The following is a 16,386-nucleotide window of genomic DNA, read 5'->3' on the forward strand; positions in this document are numbered from 1 at the left end:
ATCTTTATGGTTAATAGTTGATCTTGTCCTGGTCTTCCATAAGAGCCTTGGCTTTTTTAATACATCATTCTCCAATACTAGCTCACCAATTTTAGCTCTCATATCTTTAAGCTTCTATCATGCTGAGCTTGTTCATTCTTTGCTTCTAACTTTAAATCATTCATACCAGCATTTAAAAAATCATCAGGCCAAGCTTGAACTTCTGATTGTTTCAAATCATTTTCTCTACAGATATCTGCAAGAGTTACTTCCTTTTTTAATATCTGTAGGACTAGCTCTGATTTCTTCTTTGCTGTCCATCTAGCTGCTTTTTCTAATGCCATATCTTTTACCTATAGATGGTCCATATTTAAAGAGGAATGCTATAATCAAGTAATTTTGGTTTTGGTATTCACCCAAGTTTAGTAGACATCTAATAAACTCAAAATGAGGAGAGGATGTAATGGGTAAACAGTTATTTAAAGAGGAATTTAAGCAGGAGGCCATCGGCCAGATATTGGAAAGCGGCTACTCGTGAAGGAAATCTCTGAATGGTTAGGAGTTTTAATGCACCATCTGCGTATATGGATGAAGAAAGATCCACGATATGGGAAGACTTACAAATCGGAGAAAGAATCAGATGACGTGAAGAAAGAGATCGCTCGTTTAAACGCCGAATTGAAACGCACCGAAGAGGAACGGGATGTTCTAAAAAAAGCTGCGGCAAACTTCGCAAGCCTGTCCGAATAATGTATGCATTTATCAAAATGAACAGGGCTAAATATCGGGTGACATCAATGTGGCTATTATGTATGGCTTAAAGCTCCTGAATCCAATCGCGACAAAGAGGATTGTATCCAGCTGAATAGAATAAAATACTATTGGAAAGAGAGTGATAAAACCTATGGTAGTCCCAGTGTTTGGAGAGAATAGAGCCGCCAGGATCATATTGGAGAACAAAATCAAGGCGATTCTAAAAATCAGAAAGTTCCGCTGTCAATTAGAACCTCCTGCATTAGGCTCTCCCAACCTATTGGAACGTCTGTTTAGAGTTGAAAAACTCTATAAAGCGTCGGTAACAGATAGCGCATACATCAGAATACAGGAAGCAACACTTTAGCTTGCTATCATGATTGATCTGTCTTCCAGAATCGTTATTGAATGGTCAATGTAGAAAACTATGAATCGGGATATTGTCTTGTTGATGTTTTGTTGGAAATGAAGACCTACGAAGCCTGTTAAAATTCGCTCAGACCATGGTTCCCAATTCTGATCTGATGACTGGATTCGTTTTTGCTGAGACAATAAATTAAAATCGAGTATTTTCCGTCGAGGGAATACTGGGATAATGCAGTTACGGAATCATTCTTCAGTAGCCCGAAGAATAAGCGAATTAGAAAACGGATATAAAAGCCAGAAGGTAGCTCGTGCAGATGTCTTTGATTATATCGAAACATTTTATAATTGAAAAAGAAGGCAAAAGCATATAAATCTGCAGTAACCTGTTGATTTTGAAAAGGCTTTTAAGCTAGGTTGAACGTGTCTATAGAATTGGCGGAATTTCAATACTATTTTTGTCATCCTTATCATAGTTGGGAAAAGGACAGTATAGAAAATGCTAATGGACTTATTAGGCATATATTCCTAATAAAATTGATATCAGAAGAGTCAGTAGTGACATAGTAGCTAATATAGAGTATGCATTAAATATTAAAGCTAGGGAGTCTCTTGTATATTTAACTTCTTTTAAGGCTTTTAAAGATTGTTGCCATTCAGGTTTAACTTGAGTATCAGTTTTTGGAGTATAGAAGTTTCATGAAGTTACGCGTATATTTAACATCATACAAATACATAACATTCCTGAATAGAATGATTGAACGTATTCTTTAGAATACTCAAGGAGAATTGTGTTTGGCTTTACCACTTTATATATCAAGATGATGTTCTCTAGAAGATTGCAGTTTGGATACAAAAATACAATATGAAGTGACCTCATTCAGCAATAGGATATTGAAGTTCGATGGAATATCGGAAAAACTACTTTCATAATGGTCCAGAAAACAGGGAACATTACATATTCTTTATATTGAATCTATAATAAATTGATATAGATGTGATGAATATATAAGAAAATAGTGATATGTTCTAATAGAAGATAATTAATTAAAATACTTATTTGGGTATTTATTCAATTATAAAATTTTATGTTCTAATTTGGGTGTATGACTTGAGTAAAAGAAAAGAATATTCAGACAATCACATTATATGGATTGATAATGCAAAAGCTATCGGTATCATATTAGTAATGGTTGGTCATTTAAATTTTCCTAAAGAAATTATCATTTGGTTGTACTCATTCCATATGCCACTATTCTTCTTCATATCTGGGATACTTGCCAAAAGTGGAAAAGAGCATAGTATTTTTAAATTTATCAAAAATAGAGCTGAAAGATTGCTAGTCCCATATTTTATGTTTGCTTTATTTAGTTATTTATTTTGGCTTTTAATTGGAAGAAGGTTTGGTGCAGATTCTTCCCTTGATATTAATCTATTGAAACCTTTGCTTGGAATACTATATTCTAATGGAATTAATAATTGGTTAATATTTAATGCTCCATTATGGTTTTTAACTTGTCTTTTTATAACTGAAATAGAATTCTTCATGATATCTAAACTAACAAGAGTTCGGATGTTAATTGTATTACTCTTAATGATTACACTTGGTTTTTTATTAAGTAAAAATCAAATAATACGATTGCCTTGGGGGTTTAACATTTCATTGGTAAGTATCTCATTTTATGCTATCGGTTATTATTCAAAATTTCTTCTGGAGTTTAATATAAAAAAGAGTACTGCTTTATTGTTATTTATTTTAACATTAGTAGTTAACATAAAGTTGTCTTCTATAAATGGTCGTATAGATATGAATGGTAATTATTATTCTAATATTGGACTATTTTACTTGAATGCAATACTTGGTATTTTGTCTGTGTATTTTATATCTAAATTAATAAATAAAAACAAGCTTACATTATTTATAGGAAAGAATACTTTAGTGATTATGGCATTACATATAATTATCTATTCCTTTCTTAAGGGCATAATGGTTTTTATTTTAAGACTGAATTATACCATTTTAGATGGATCTATAGTATATAATCTCATATTTGTTTCTATTGCGTTAATTTTTTTATGTGTCATTTCTTTGTTTTTAAATGCTTTTTTTCCATTAGCAATAGGGAAAAAGCAAAGGTTTAAATAATGAAGCAGATATTAATATTACATGAGTATGGACATAATGATCATTTTCAAAGTTTATTGAATGTCTCAAATATACATAATAATTATCTTTTTTTTGAGACCGATTTATTAAGATCTCTTTATATGTTTCTAAAGCAAAAGAAAGGAAAATATATAATGAAGTTTGCAAAAAACCTTATTTTCTATTTTCAATTTAATTTTACCAAGAAATATGATGAACATATAGTTATTCTGGCGCTGGCTCCATATGATAAAAAGATTTTTTTATATAAAAAAATAAGTAGTTTAAAAAAAATTATATATTTTACATCATGGCCTTATTGGGATAATAGTAAATATCCGAAACGTAATAAAATTGGAAAAAAATTTTTCAAAAAGAAATGGAAGCATTTCTTGGAAAATGATTCAACTAAAATTGTTACAGTTACTTCCTTTGCAAAACAATCTTTGTGTGATAATTTTAATATAAAAAAAGAAGTATCTGTAATTCCACATAGTTATAACTCTGAATATTTCTATCCAAGAAAGAATAAACCAAGTTTAGATAATAAAGAAATCAAAATCCTATATATAGGGCGATTTGAAAAGGGAAAGGGGTTTGAGAATCTAATACAAGCTAAGTCACAGGTAAATGATAAGTTTCATTTTACAATGATTGGAGATGGTAAATTGAGAGAGTTCGCGATAAATGATTCTTTTTCTCAAGATATAAAATTTATTAAAGAAATCTCAGATAAAAACATGTTAGCTGAAATTATTAGTGCTAGTGATTTGTTAATCCTACCATCTTATAAAGTCCCAAAATGGGAAGAGTTATTTGGGATGGTTTTAATTGAAGCAATGGCTTGTGGTACTCCTGTTGTATCGACTGATTGCGTTGGCCCAAAAGAGATAATACAGTCAAATAAAAATGGGCTACTAATAAAACAAAATTCAATTTTGGAAATAGTCAAAGTATTAAAATTGTATGAAAATCAAAAAGAAAACTTTTTAGAATATGCTAGTAATGCATTAGAATATGTAAAATATTTTGAATTAAATCATGTTTCATCAAAATGGGAGCAACTTTTAGATGATTATTAAAATTATATTACTTAACTATAATAATTATGTTGATACTATAGAATGTGTAAACTCTTTAAAGAAAATTGAATATGATGGACAATATAATATTGTAATTGTAGATAATAACTCTAATAATGACTCAGTAAAACAACTAATAGATTATTATAAACTTATAAGTAGTAGTAAAGGTTATGATACAGAATATTATACTAGGGAAAATTTAACATTACTAATTAACAAAGAAAATAGAGGTTTTTCTGCTGGGAATAACTTTGGAATAAAGTTTAATGATGGTATTGAATATGATTATATTTGGTTACTAAATAATGATACAGTTGTAGAAAAAAGAACATTAGTTGAGTTAACAAATTATTCATTACAGTATCGTTTGGATCTTTGTTCATCAAGAATAAAAGATTACTATAAATCTAATATTTCTGAATATGATTATTTAATGAATTTTTATCTAATATCAGCGAAAAAAGTACTAAAAAGTAATAGTAAACCGAAATTAGATTATTTAAGTGGTACTTCACTTTTAATATCAACAAACTGTATAAGTAAGGTTGGTTTATTAGATGAAAACTACTTCTTATATTATGAAGACGCAGATTATACACAACGCGTCAAAAAATGTGGATTAAATATAGGATTATGTGTTAATTCAGTAGTTAATCATAAAGAAGGTGGTAGTACTGGATTGGGAAAGGCAAGAAAAATTAATTCCTTCACCTATCAGAAATATCTAGAAAGTAAGTATCGATTTGGCAAAACATATGGTAAGTCGCAACCTATCTTGTTATTAAGTATGTTTCTGTCCATTTGTAAAGCTTTGTTAAGAAGACAATATAAGGTTTCAATCAATATTATAAAGTATATGTTTGGTTTTGTTTTATGAATAATAAATTCATGACTTTAATACTTTTTTTATCGATATTGTTAATTGGAAGTGACCAATACGCATTTGCTGTTAGCGGTCTTAGTATTAGATTAGTTCAGTTTTTGTGGATAATATTTACATTATTGATGTTTTTTTCAAAAAAAATAACGATTAGTAAAAAACAATTTATTTTGTTTCTATTATTTCTATTAGCACATGTAGTGTCTTTATCGTTTTCTAAAGATGCTAAACGAAGTCTTGGTATTATCTTTTGGTGTTTTTATAATTTTTTATTCATAACTTTACCAGTTATGTCTTATAGCCGTATTAATCCTCGTAAATTAAATAAAATACTTGAAATTGGTTTTGAAATACAGGGTGTTATGATAATAATAACATTTATTATTGGATTGTTTGGAGTTGAGGTTCCATTCTTATATACAAATTTTTACATGAAGATTCCTCGTCCTGCTTTGTGGTTTTATGAACCAACATTTTTAGCCACATTTATGTTAATCTACTTTGCTCACTCGTGCTATTTTTATTTTCAAGAGTTCAAATCAAAATATCTATATAAGGCATTACGTAGTTTCTTTTATGTCTTGTTTACAACTTCATTAACAGGAATATTGGGCCTCTTTTTCACAATAGGAGTTATAGTCTTTTTTTCCAAATCAATATCACGAAACAAAAAAGTACTATATGCCATTATTATTATTTTGTTTATAGCTGCAATTGGTTTTTTTATAAAATTTCGTTATCCTGCGTTATACACAGTTCTTTTTGGTCGATTATTAGAAAATGGATTTCAAGGTGCAGGTGGTGGTAGGGTGACTGGTATGCATCAGACTATTAGTATAATTAAAAGAAATTTTTGGATTGGCGTTGGACCTGGAGCATATGTAACTTTATATAAGTATCCCCCAACAAATGCGATATTACAATTATTTGTATCTGTTGGTGTTTTTGGATTCTTTTTTTCTATAATTTGGTTTTTATATCCAATTATGGTAAGAAGTAAATACAATAAATACAAAGATTTATTTTATTCATACAGATTTTCATATCTAGTCTTTTTTGTTATTCTACAGGCAAACACTAATTATATGAGACTGTATCATTGGATGCTTATCGGAATTGTGTTAGGTTTGAGTACATGTCATAAAAGTGAGTTAAGTGATGAAAATTGCGATTGACTGTCGAATGTTATCAAAAGGTGGTATTGGCACTTATTTAAGTGGAATATTAGATTCTTTAATCGACTTGAGACATTTTTATCTACTAATTGGTGATAAAAAGATGCTTAATAAATATGAAGCGGAAAATGTTAAAATTATTTCTTGTAATATACCAATATTTACAATTTCAGAAACTTTAAGATATCCATATCGGCAATTGAAAGACTGTGACGTCTTTTTTTCTCCAAATTATAATATACCTATGTTTATTAATATTCCTTTAGTTACAACTATTCACGATGTGATTTATTTAGATTTAATGTTTGAAAGTAATGGCTTTTTTGGGTATTGGTTAAGGAGATTTTTTCTTAGTTTAGCAATTAAGAAATCAAAGCACATTTTTACAGTTTCAAAATTTTCTGAAAGCAGAATTAGATATCATTTCAATAAAGTAAAAGAGATTAGTGTCACTGGGGTGGGAATTAATAGTAATTTAGTTGAGGCGAAATCACGTTGTAACTATAATTTTGATTATTGTTTATATATTGGAAATATAAAGACACATAAAGGAATAGATACGCTTCTAGAAAGTTATAAACTATTTAAAGTGAAATATAAGCTTATAATCGTAGGGGAAAAGAATAATTTCTTAAATAAAAATGCAGATATAACTAATATAATTTTGAATAATCCAGAAATAATTTTTACAGGGCGTATTTCTGATGATGAGCTCCAAGGGATTCTTTGCAATGCAAAAATATTGATACAGCCATCTAGATATGAGGGCTTTGGTATCCCACCTCTTGAAGCTTTATCTGTGGGGGTACCTGTTATTGTATCCAATATTTCCGTATTCAAGGAAGTATATTCGGGATTACCGGTGACTTTTTTTGAAGTTGACAATCCGTTAGATTTGGCAGATAAGGTTCTAGGACAAAATACAAAACGTATTGCAGAATATGTAAAAGAGTATATTTCGAAAAAATACTCTTATGATTGTATTAGCAATACTATAGCAAGAAAATTAGAACAGATAGGGACTAAATATTGAATATATTACATATATCTACTTTTTATCTACCACATCCTGGTGGCATTGAGCAAGTTGCGTATGATTACATTACAATGCTAAAAAACAAAAATGTACAACAGAAAGTAATTTGTTTTAATAATTCTACAAAAAATAAAGTGGATATATTTGAAGGTGTTGAAGTGCATAGGATTGGCGTACAATTTAAAATATTTTCGCAGTCCATTGCAATGAATTACTTACATAGTTTAAAATGTCTTATGGACGATTTTCGTCCGCAAGTTATTCTAATTCATTTGCCAAATCCTCTCATAACAATATTTCTACTATATGTTCTACGTAAAAAGATGTATAGAAACATAAGATTAGTTTTGTTATGGCACTCAGATATTGTAAGAATAAGGCAAAAAATAATAATGCCGTTATACATGTTTTTCCAAAACATGATTCTAAAAAAAGCCTCAGTAATAATAACAACAAGTTACTATTATTTACTGGATTCTCGAAATTTAAATAGGTATAGGAATAAAGTACATATAGTCCCAAATTGTGTAAATCCAACTATTTATAGTGGGAAAAATAAAGATATGATAAAAATCCAGGAAATTAAAAGAAAGTTTGGTGAATTTGCTTTCTTTATAGGAGTTCATAGAAAGTATAAAGGATTACGTTATCTAGTAAAATCTGCTAAATTGTTACCAGAGATTCAATTTGTAATTGCAGGTCTTGGCCCGGAGACTAAAAAAATTATAAGAGAAGCTGAAGGTTGTAAAAATATTCATTTTATTGGAAAAATAAGTGATAAAGATAAAATTCAATATTTACATTCTGCAAAAATATTTGTTTTTCCATCAATAACAAAGAATGAGGCATTTGGAGTAGCACTTGCTGAGGCTTTATCTGTTGGATTACCTGCTATATCATATAAAATTAAGGGTTCAGGAGTTAATTGGGTTAACCAAAATGGTAAAACTGGATATGTTATAGAAAATAAAAACTATATTGAGTTTTCAAAGAGAATAAAAAGTCTTTTTGAAGATAATGATGTACATACCCATTTTTCTGTCGAAGGAAAAGAATGGGTTAAAAATAACTTTACTTATGAAGTGAATATACCAAAAATTAAAAAGATTATGGAGATGGCTAGTGCAAAAAAATGATGATATCGTTAGTCTTATTGACTTTATTATAGTATTAATTGCAAATAAAGGTTTAATACTCATAACTACAGTTATGATATGTACATTAACTTTTGTCCTTGCATTTGTATCTAAAATACTTCCTTCTGAAAACTCATTTTTACCAAATGTATATTCTCCTAAAGCAACAATGCTAATTAATAGTCAAAGTGACTCCAGTGGTCTTTCCTCTTTGTTTTCGTCATCTAGTATGAGTGATTTGGCATCTTTGGCAGGAATATCTAGTTCTGGTATGAATTATGGAGTTTTGGCAACAGAATTAATTAGTACAAATAATTACATGGATTCAGTAGTAAATAAATTTGATCTAATTAATCGTTACGAAATAAAAGATCATCCAAAAGCGAGTAGTCGTGCTAAACTTACAAAGTTTTTAACAGCTGAATTTGATAATGAAACAGGGTTATTGACGATAAGTTTTAAGGATATAGATCCAATTTTTGCTACTGACGTAGTCAATTATTCAGTTGATTTATTAGATGACCAATTTAATATTATAAGTGGTAATCGACTTCTTACACAAAAACAACTTTTAGAAGATAAACTAAATGATGTTCAAGTAAAAATGACAGATTTAGAAAATCAAATTATAGATTTTCAAAGAAAGTATAATGTTATATCCGTTGAAAGCCTCGCATCAGAGCAAGTATCTCAGATAGCACAAATAAAATCTCAAATACTATCCAAAGAGATGGAAATAAGAAATTACGGAGATTTGTCAAGGGTGGAAGACCCTCAGTTAAGACGATTAAAGGTTGAACGAGATAATTTGGAAAGGTTGCTAAAAGAAATGGAAGCTCCCGGGGGACAGTTAGATTCCTCTATTTCTAATCAAAAAGATATACCAGAATTAGCTCTAGAATTTAATCATTTACGAAGGGATTTAGTAATTCAAGAAGCTTTGTTCCAGTTACTTACACAGCAATATGAGTCAACAAAGTTATCTCTTCAGGGGCAACAGCCTGTGTTTCAAGTAATTGAAAAAGCACAAATTCCTGATATAAAATCAGGTCCACATAGAAGCTTGATAGTAATTGCAGGTAGTTTAGGAGGATTTTTCTTTTCAATTTTATTAGCTTTTCTAAAAGACTCAATTCGTCAGATTAAAAAAGACCCCATAAAAATAAGAAAACTAAAAGCTGCTTGGAATGGAGAAAAATTTCAAACAGATGAGGTTAAATAATGTATATATCAAATTTTAGACAAAAGATCATAGGCGTTTTTTTGCTTATCATCACAAGTGTTGTTTTCGGACAAACAATTGATCTAACCTCAACCAATAGTGATTCCTCTTATCTTGATGTAATTGCTTCAAGTTCAAGTACGAATTTGAGTTTTAACAGTAACATTTTTAGTAGTATTAATAGGAGCAATTCTAATTATTCTGGTAATAGTATTACTAGTTCTAGCTTTGAACAGATTGCAACAACTGCTAGTGGGCGTGTAGCTTTAGCAGTTGCTAATCCAAATTATCCAGTCACTCCAGGAGATATATATACTTTAACTTATGTTACTGCTGGAGGTCTTCAAAGAGATTCTCTAGTTGTTAATTCTAATGAAGAAGTTTCAATAACACACTTAGGACAGATTGAAGCAAATGGTATGTCATATCTAGAACTACAAAAAGAAGTTTTAAGTCGAGTTAATGATGCCTATCCTCTCTCCACTCCACGTCTAGAGATACAGCAAACAGGTGCGTTTCCTGTTTCTTATCGTGGTGAAGTAGTTCAAAGTGGGGTTTATTATGCGTGGGGACTATCTAAGTTAAGTGCCTTAGTTCAATCAGTCGCTACTAATTACACATCTATAAGAAAAGTAACTTTAGTAAAAAGTGATGGGAAATCATACGAATATGATTTATATAAAGCTCTTTTAGAAGGGGTGATATCTGAAAATCCAAGACTTGAACCTGGTGATTCTGTAATATTAGAACGAGCTTCTATTCGTGTTATATTGGACGGAGATGTTTTTAACCCATCGAATTACCAAACACTACAAAATGAAACTGTTCAGGATTTAATTAATAAATATGGAGGGGGCCTTCTTGACACTGCTGATACTAATAGGATTGAGCTGACACGACTTGTAGATATTGGTGATAAAGCGGCTGAAAAAGAAGTATATCCGTTAGACGAAATAAGAAACCTTTCATTAAAAAATTATGATACTGTTTATGTCCCTACAAAACAAGAAACACTTCCCAATGTTTTTTTTGAAGGTGCTATTATGATAGATTCAAAATCTGTCTCTGATTACAATAATACAGTTAGAGTAAGATACCAATACTATCCAGGAGAAACATTGGAAAGTGCTGTAAAAAATATGAAGGACAGGTTGGGGCAAACTGCGAGTTTGAAAGATGCTTATATTTTAAGAGGTAATGAAACTTTTGGTGTAGATCTTAATCAATATATAGGTAGTTCTAAAGCAACACAAAAGATTATACTTCATGAAAATGATACCATTGTAATACCGTTTAGACAGTATTTTGTCTTAGTTGGTGGTGCTGTAAATGCTCCTGGGCAGATCCCTTATATTCCTAATAAGACATGGCGATACTATATTAGTATGGCTGGTGGATATGTACCATTCCAGAATATGTTTAATAGTATGGATATTATTGATTCAAATAATAATATCAAGAAGAAATCAGAAGTAATTGAGCCTGGAGATAAAATATTTGTAAAAGCTAATCATCCTTTGTTTACATTGAATACATTTTCAACAACTGTTACAGCAATTGCGACGATTATAACTTCCTATATTACAATTTCTAATTTTATTAAGTAGATAAACTTTTATTGTATTGATTTATATTCGATACAAAGATGTAAGTAAAGGTCATTTAATGTTATTGATGACTTCAATAGAGAATGTTTAGGAATTGAAGTTGATTTTTAATTACCATCTCAAAGAGTTATTATATCGTTTGAACAGATAATAGAATTGAGAGGAAAAAATACAAAAACTAAGGTGTGAAAATTGGCCTGAACATATTAGTGAAGATCTTAAGACTTGGAGTAGTAAACATGGCATCAAGTTATCTTTTATCCAGGAAGGGAAGCTGACACTGAATGGTTAGAGTTGTATATTTTCAAGTCTAACTATTCAGTCACAAGAACTTGTGACAAGATGAATATGGATATACAATAATGAAAAATCTCATTTGTCTTTGAGTTACATTTACCCAAGGATGGTTTGAAATAATTCTACAAATAACTCCTGTTAATAATGGGCGATTATAGTTGTGGCTAAAAGAAAATATGGCATGGGAAAGATCAAGATCAAGCTAATAGAAACCAGTGAGATGGAAATCTACCTTTCAGTACTAGTCCTGAGTCTGACATGATCACCACAATTAGCAATAAGCTAAATTTAAATCGCTATAGACTTCACAAGTAGACTGGATAAAAAAATTTTAGGAAGCCCCAAACCACTATGACGAGATCTCTTTCTGTAATAGTATAATAAGTTCGCTGGTATACCATACAATGAAATTAGTTGCTGAATGTATAAGAAAATGATAGGAACGTAAAACTAGCGATAAAAGTCGAATTAGATATCTCTGATTATTTAATCATATATTCTAGGTAAATTAAATTTTAACTATCAATAGATAAGAGTGTTAATTAAATTATATGACATCTGTGAAATGTTATAATTTTTAAAATACTATGATATAGATAAAAACTTATAGCAAGTAATATATTTAGACTATATCAAGTTAACTAATAATGAATAGTGATAAAATATCAACTTAATTGAGATTTTACATAACGTATTAATATATAATACTGTTTATAAATGATGAATAACTTGTGGTGGATTACAATTGTTGACAGATAGACGTTTTATATTAAATTTTACATCAAATATTTTATCTTTTATAATTAATATAGGTGTCAGTTTATTATTAACTCCTTATTTAATTAATAAGCTCGGGAGTGTAGCTTATGGCTTCTTCCCTTTATCAACAAGCTTTATTCAGTACTTTAATATAGTTGCAATTGCTCTAAACTCTATGGGTGCGCGATTTATAACAATTGCAGTTTTTGAGAACAAAATAGAAAAGGCAGAAGAGTACTACAGTTCTATATTTTTTAGTAATATTATATTAAGTATAATTTTTGGTGTTGTTTCTTTTTTGTTTGTTATTAATATTAGTAAAATTCTTGATGTACCATATGATATAGTCAATCAAGTTAAGCTTCTTTTCGGACTTGTTTTTATAGGAATAAGTATAAATTTAATCACAACTGTACTAAATATAGGAGCATACGTTTATAACAGATTGGATTATGATGCATTTAGCAAGATAATTGGTAATATAATTAAGATAATTGTTTTGATGATTACTTTTGTTTTTTATGAGGCTCAAATTTGGTATTTAGGACTTGCAAATCTATTTCAAAATATGGGTATGGTGGTATATAACTATAGGATATCAAAAAAGTTTCCAAACCTTAAAGCCAGTAGGGGAAAATTCTCACTGTCGTCAATCAAGATATTATTGTTTTCTGGTGTTTGGAATTCTATAAACCAATTAAGTAATGTGATTTTAACGAGTCTTGATCTTCTTTTTGCAAACATATTTATAAGTGCACAAGAAGCGGGAGAGTATTCTGTAGCAAAAATAATACCATTATTTATACAAAGTTTGACTGGTATTTTAGTAAACTTATTTGTACCCAAATTTACTAAACTATATGCAGAGAAAAATATAGTAGAATTTGATAACGAGGTAAAAAAGTCGCTAAATTTTTTGAGCTTTATTCTATGTATTCCTATTGGCTTCTTATTAATTTTTGGTAAAGATTTTTTTAATATATGGGTACCGAATGAAAATACTCAGAAATTATATATTCTATCAACACTCACATTACTACCACTGATCTTTTCAACAGCTATGAATACTCTTTTCAATATATTTACTGTCACAAATAAGATAAAATTACCGTCTATAATACTATTTGCTAGTGGTATATTGAAGTTTTTATTTATTGCTTTAATAATCAAATATGTCGATAGTATTATTATTATTCCATTGGTGAGCTTTATAGTTGTAACAGTTAGAAATTTAGTATTTACTCCTATCTATGCAGCAAAGTGTATGGGGCAAAAGCTTTTTCATTATTATAAGTTTATTATAAGTGGTATATCATTTTATATTTCTTCAATTTGCGTTTCTTATTTAGCAAGATTAGTATACAAACCCAACAGTTTAGTTGAAATAATATTAATTGGAGTTATAGTAACGTTTATAATTGTAGTAGTTAATTTCCTATTAATGATTATCTTTAATAGAGAAATATTGACAAACATAAAAAGGAAATTGATAAATTAGACTGGTTTTGGAATTGGGTTAAATAAAGGAGAGGTATGTTTGAAATAATAATTTGTACATATAATGGTAAACATAATTTAGTAAAAGTAATTCCCAGTATTTTGAATCAAAATAAATTTGATGAATTAGTAATGAGTATTTTTATAGTTGATAATAATTCTGATATTGAGACAAAGCAGATAATTAAAAAATATGAAAAGTCTTGCAATAAAATTAAATATTTACTTGAAGAAAAGCAGGGATTGTCATTTGCTAGATTAAAAGGAGTTCAAAATACAACTGCAAACTGGCTCATTTTCATAGATGATGACAATGTATTAGAACAGAATTGGCTAATTAATGCTGATAATTTTATTAAAACAAATAATAATATGGGTGCCTTTAATGGTGCAATTATTCCTGAGATTAAATCAAAACTTGATAATTATGAAAATATAAGATTAAAGGTTGCATATAAGGCGTTGGCATGTACTCATCTATCAAAAAGTGAAATTAACTTTGCAAATACGAAACATCCAATAGATTCACCAATAGGTGCTGGATTAGTAATTTTAGGTAATGAAATGAGGGAGTTATCATCTAAAGGTTGGTTAAAAAATATAGGAAGACAAGGAGAAAAATTATCATCTGGTGAAGATAAAGAGATGGTCGATTATATTATCTTTAAAGGTTTTGATGTCGGGTATACGCCACATTGTTTGATTTATCATCTCATAACAAATAACAGATTAAAAGAAGAATACTTAATTATACTTCATGAATCTTTTAAAAGATATAAGGTAATAAGTTTAAGGGGCATAAAAGATTTTTTGAAAAACGTATTATTTAGTTTATGCTTGCTTAGAAAAGATCTTGATTATGAATCTATATTTAGATTAAGAATTGGTGCTATTACAACAGCTAATGCACTTAGAATTTTATTTAAAGGAAGAAAAATTGAATAAACTCTTGATTAATAAAATATTAGGAGCATTTAAGAATTCTTATAATATTGAGAATATTATCAGATACAATTTATTACAAAAATATTTAGAAGATAGTGCAATGAGATCGAGTTATTTTGGTGTAGAAAAATTAGTAAATACACCCAGTATAATTATATCACTTACAACCTATAGTAAAAGAATTGAAGATGTTCATTTAACAATCGAATCTATATTTAATCAAACAAAGAGACCAAATAAAATTATTTTATGGCTAGATGAAAATGAGTTTAATAGCTTAAATGTTCCTAGAGTTTTATTAAAGCAATGTGAAAGAGGATTGGAAATTAAATATTGTAAAAATACTTACTCATATAAAAAAATAATACCAACTTTATTGGAACATGAAAATGATATCATAATAACAATTGATGATGATGTTTTATATCCAATTAATTTTATCGAAAAATTATATTATGGTTATCTAAATAATAACAAAGCAGTTTTTTTCTATAGAGGCAAAGTGATACAAAGAAATAATTATAGATATACAGCTTACAAAAAGTGGCCATATGTAAATTCCTCCAACTCTAACCCATATCTTAACTTCCCAACAGGAGTAGGTGGTATATTATATCCACCAGGATGTTTTGATGAACGAATATTTGATGAAAAACTTTTTTTGAAGTTGGCTCCGTTTGCTGATGATATATGGTTAAAAGCTATGACATTACTCAAAGGTTTTCCTTCTTTTCCTATAACTTTTAATGATGATTTTAACAAAAAGTTTCTCATTATTCCAAATTCTCAAGATATATCTCTTTATCTGAGTAATGTAAATGCAAATAGAAATGATGAACAATTTAAAAATGTTTTTAGTTATTTTAAATTAGATGAGGTTATCAAATCGAATATGTAGATTTGTATGGTAGACCCTATTAAGACACCTTTTTTACGAGCATAGATTTCCTTAATTCAATAAGTGTCATATCGTTTAATGATCTATGAAATCTTATACTATTTATAGTTCCTCTATAAATATGGACCATCCGCTGTGTGTCAAGGAAGTTCATATCCAAAAAGGTGTCTTAAAGGTGACAACTTCCTTGACACACAGCGTTTCTGGTTTTTCTTAAGGTGTCTTTTAGTATCTCTCAGTTGTTATCTAGCTTCCTGTTGACCCTTTTGTAATTGTAATCCCCCCATTATTAACAGGAGTAATTTGTAGAATTATTTAAAACCATTCTAGGGGTAATGCCGCCCAAAGACGAATGTGGTCTTTCATTATTGTATATCCACATCCATCTTGTCGCAAGTTCTTGTGCATGATAGATAGATTTGAAGATATTCAACTCTAGCCATTCATGTCTAGCAGTTCTATTAAATCTTTCAATGTAAGCATTCTGTGTTGGCTTCCCTTTCTGGATAAAAGATAGTTCGATACAGTTTTTTCTACTCCAACTTTTAAGAGCATCACTAATGTATTCTGGTCCATTGTCACACCTTAGTTTTTGTGGTTTTCCTCTC

15 protein-coding genes and 1 pseudogene are annotated in these 16,386 nt (G+C 29.1%); 14 read left to right on the forward strand and 2 right to left on the reverse strand.

All coding sequences use genetic code 11. From position 1 onward, the window contains the following. Window positions 1–98: 98 nt before the first annotated feature. Complete coding sequence (locus tag K345_RS20015) at window positions 99–323, reverse strand: transposase (RefSeq protein WP_053228113.1); 225 nt, start codon at window positions 321–323, stop codon at window positions 99–101. 223 nt (window positions 324–546) lie between these two features. On the opposite strand from K345_RS20015, the gene K345_RS22240 reads away from it, so the two are divergent. From K345_RS22240 to K345_RS0106420, 14 genes and pseudogenes are all read left to right on the forward strand, one after another. Next, window positions 547–729 carry a hypothetical protein gene (locus K345_RS22240; protein ID WP_053228114.1) on the forward strand — a complete coding sequence of 61 codons (183 nt, stop codon included), beginning with the start codon at window positions 547–549 and terminating at the stop codon, window positions 727–729. A 142-nt stretch (window positions 730–871) separates the two neighbouring features. After that, window positions 872–1,099: a hypothetical protein gene (locus K345_RS0106365; RefSeq protein WP_028973459.1), complete on the forward strand. Its 228-nt coding sequence runs from the start codon at window positions 872–874 to the stop codon at window positions 1,097–1,099. 1,107 nt (window positions 1,100–2,206) lie between these two features. Further along, window positions 2,207–3,241, forward strand: a complete 1,035-nt coding sequence (locus K345_RS0106370; RefSeq protein ID WP_028973460.1) for an acyltransferase family protein — start codon at window positions 2,207–2,209, stop codon at window positions 3,239–3,241. Window positions 3,242–3,396: 155 nt separating this feature from the next. Further along, entirely contained in the window at window positions 3,397–4,323 is a 927-nt protein-coding gene (locus K345_RS0106375; RefSeq protein WP_169714772.1) for a glycosyltransferase family 4 protein, read from the forward strand. Beyond that, entirely contained in the window at window positions 4,313–5,203 is an 891-nt protein-coding gene (locus K345_RS0106380; RefSeq protein WP_028973462.1) for a glycosyltransferase family 2 protein, read from the forward strand. The genes K345_RS0106375 and K345_RS0106380 overlap by 11 nt, the downstream gene beginning before the upstream one ends. Next, window positions 5,200–6,381: an O-antigen ligase family protein gene (locus K345_RS0106385; RefSeq protein ID WP_028973463.1), complete on the forward strand. Its 1,182-nt coding sequence runs from the start codon at window positions 5,200–5,202 to the stop codon at window positions 6,379–6,381. The genes K345_RS0106380 and K345_RS0106385 overlap by 4 nt, the downstream gene beginning before the upstream one ends. After that, the gene (locus tag K345_RS0106390; protein WP_037571493.1) at window positions 6,365–7,414 is read left to right on the forward strand and encodes a glycosyltransferase family 4 protein; all 1,050 of its coding nucleotides are present in this window, start codon (window positions 6,365–6,367) and stop codon (window positions 7,412–7,414) included. Before K345_RS0106385 ends, K345_RS0106390 begins: the two co-directional genes overlap by 17 nt. Continuing rightward, window positions 7,411–8,553: a glycosyltransferase gene (locus K345_RS0106395; RefSeq protein WP_028973465.1), complete on the forward strand. Its 1,143-nt coding sequence runs from the start codon at window positions 7,411–7,413 to the stop codon at window positions 8,551–8,553. Before K345_RS0106390 ends, K345_RS0106395 begins: the two co-directional genes overlap by 4 nt. After that, window positions 8,540–9,775: a GumC family protein gene (locus K345_RS0106400; RefSeq protein WP_028973466.1), complete on the forward strand. Its 1,236-nt coding sequence runs from the start codon at window positions 8,540–8,542 to the stop codon at window positions 9,773–9,775. The genes K345_RS0106395 and K345_RS0106400 overlap by 14 nt, the downstream gene beginning before the upstream one ends. Further along, a complete protein-coding gene (locus tag K345_RS0106405) occupies window positions 9,775–11,382 on the forward strand; it encodes a polysaccharide biosynthesis/export family protein (protein WP_028973467.1) in 1,608 nt (535 codons plus the stop codon). The genes K345_RS0106400 and K345_RS0106405 overlap by 1 nt, the downstream gene beginning before the upstream one ends. 48 nt (window positions 11,383–11,430) lie before the next feature. Then, window positions 11,431–11,656 (forward strand): annotated as a pseudogene (locus tag K345_RS23835) (DDE-type integrase/transposase/recombinase); the annotation flags it as partial. 771 nt (window positions 11,657–12,427) lie between these two features. After that, window positions 12,428–13,936, forward strand: coding sequence for a lipopolysaccharide biosynthesis protein (locus tag K345_RS0106410; RefSeq protein WP_028973468.1), 1,509 nt, complete (start codon window positions 12,428–12,430; stop codon window positions 13,934–13,936). A 35-nt stretch (window positions 13,937–13,971) separates the two neighbouring features. After that, window positions 13,972–14,880 (forward strand): glycosyltransferase, encoded by a 909-nt coding sequence (locus K345_RS0106415; RefSeq protein WP_028973469.1) that lies wholly within the window; start codon window positions 13,972–13,974, stop codon window positions 14,878–14,880. Continuing rightward, a complete protein-coding gene (locus K345_RS0106420) occupies window positions 14,873–15,778 on the forward strand; it encodes a glycosyltransferase (protein ID WP_169714774.1) in 906 nt (301 codons plus the stop codon). Before K345_RS0106415 ends, K345_RS0106420 begins: the two co-directional genes overlap by 8 nt. Before the next feature lie 289 nt (window positions 15,779–16,067). Here K345_RS0106420 and K345_RS0106425 read toward each other — a convergent pair. Continuing rightward, a partial coding sequence (locus K345_RS0106425) for an integrase core domain-containing protein (protein WP_028973471.1) occupies window positions 16,068–16,386 on the reverse strand: 319 nt, incomplete at its 5' end.

It is taken from the genome of Spirochaeta cellobiosiphila DSM 17781 (assembly GCF_000426705.1).
GTDB classification, from domain to species: domain Bacteria; phylum Spirochaetota; class Spirochaetia; order DSM-17781; family DSM-17781; genus Spirochaeta_E; species Spirochaeta_E cellobiosiphila.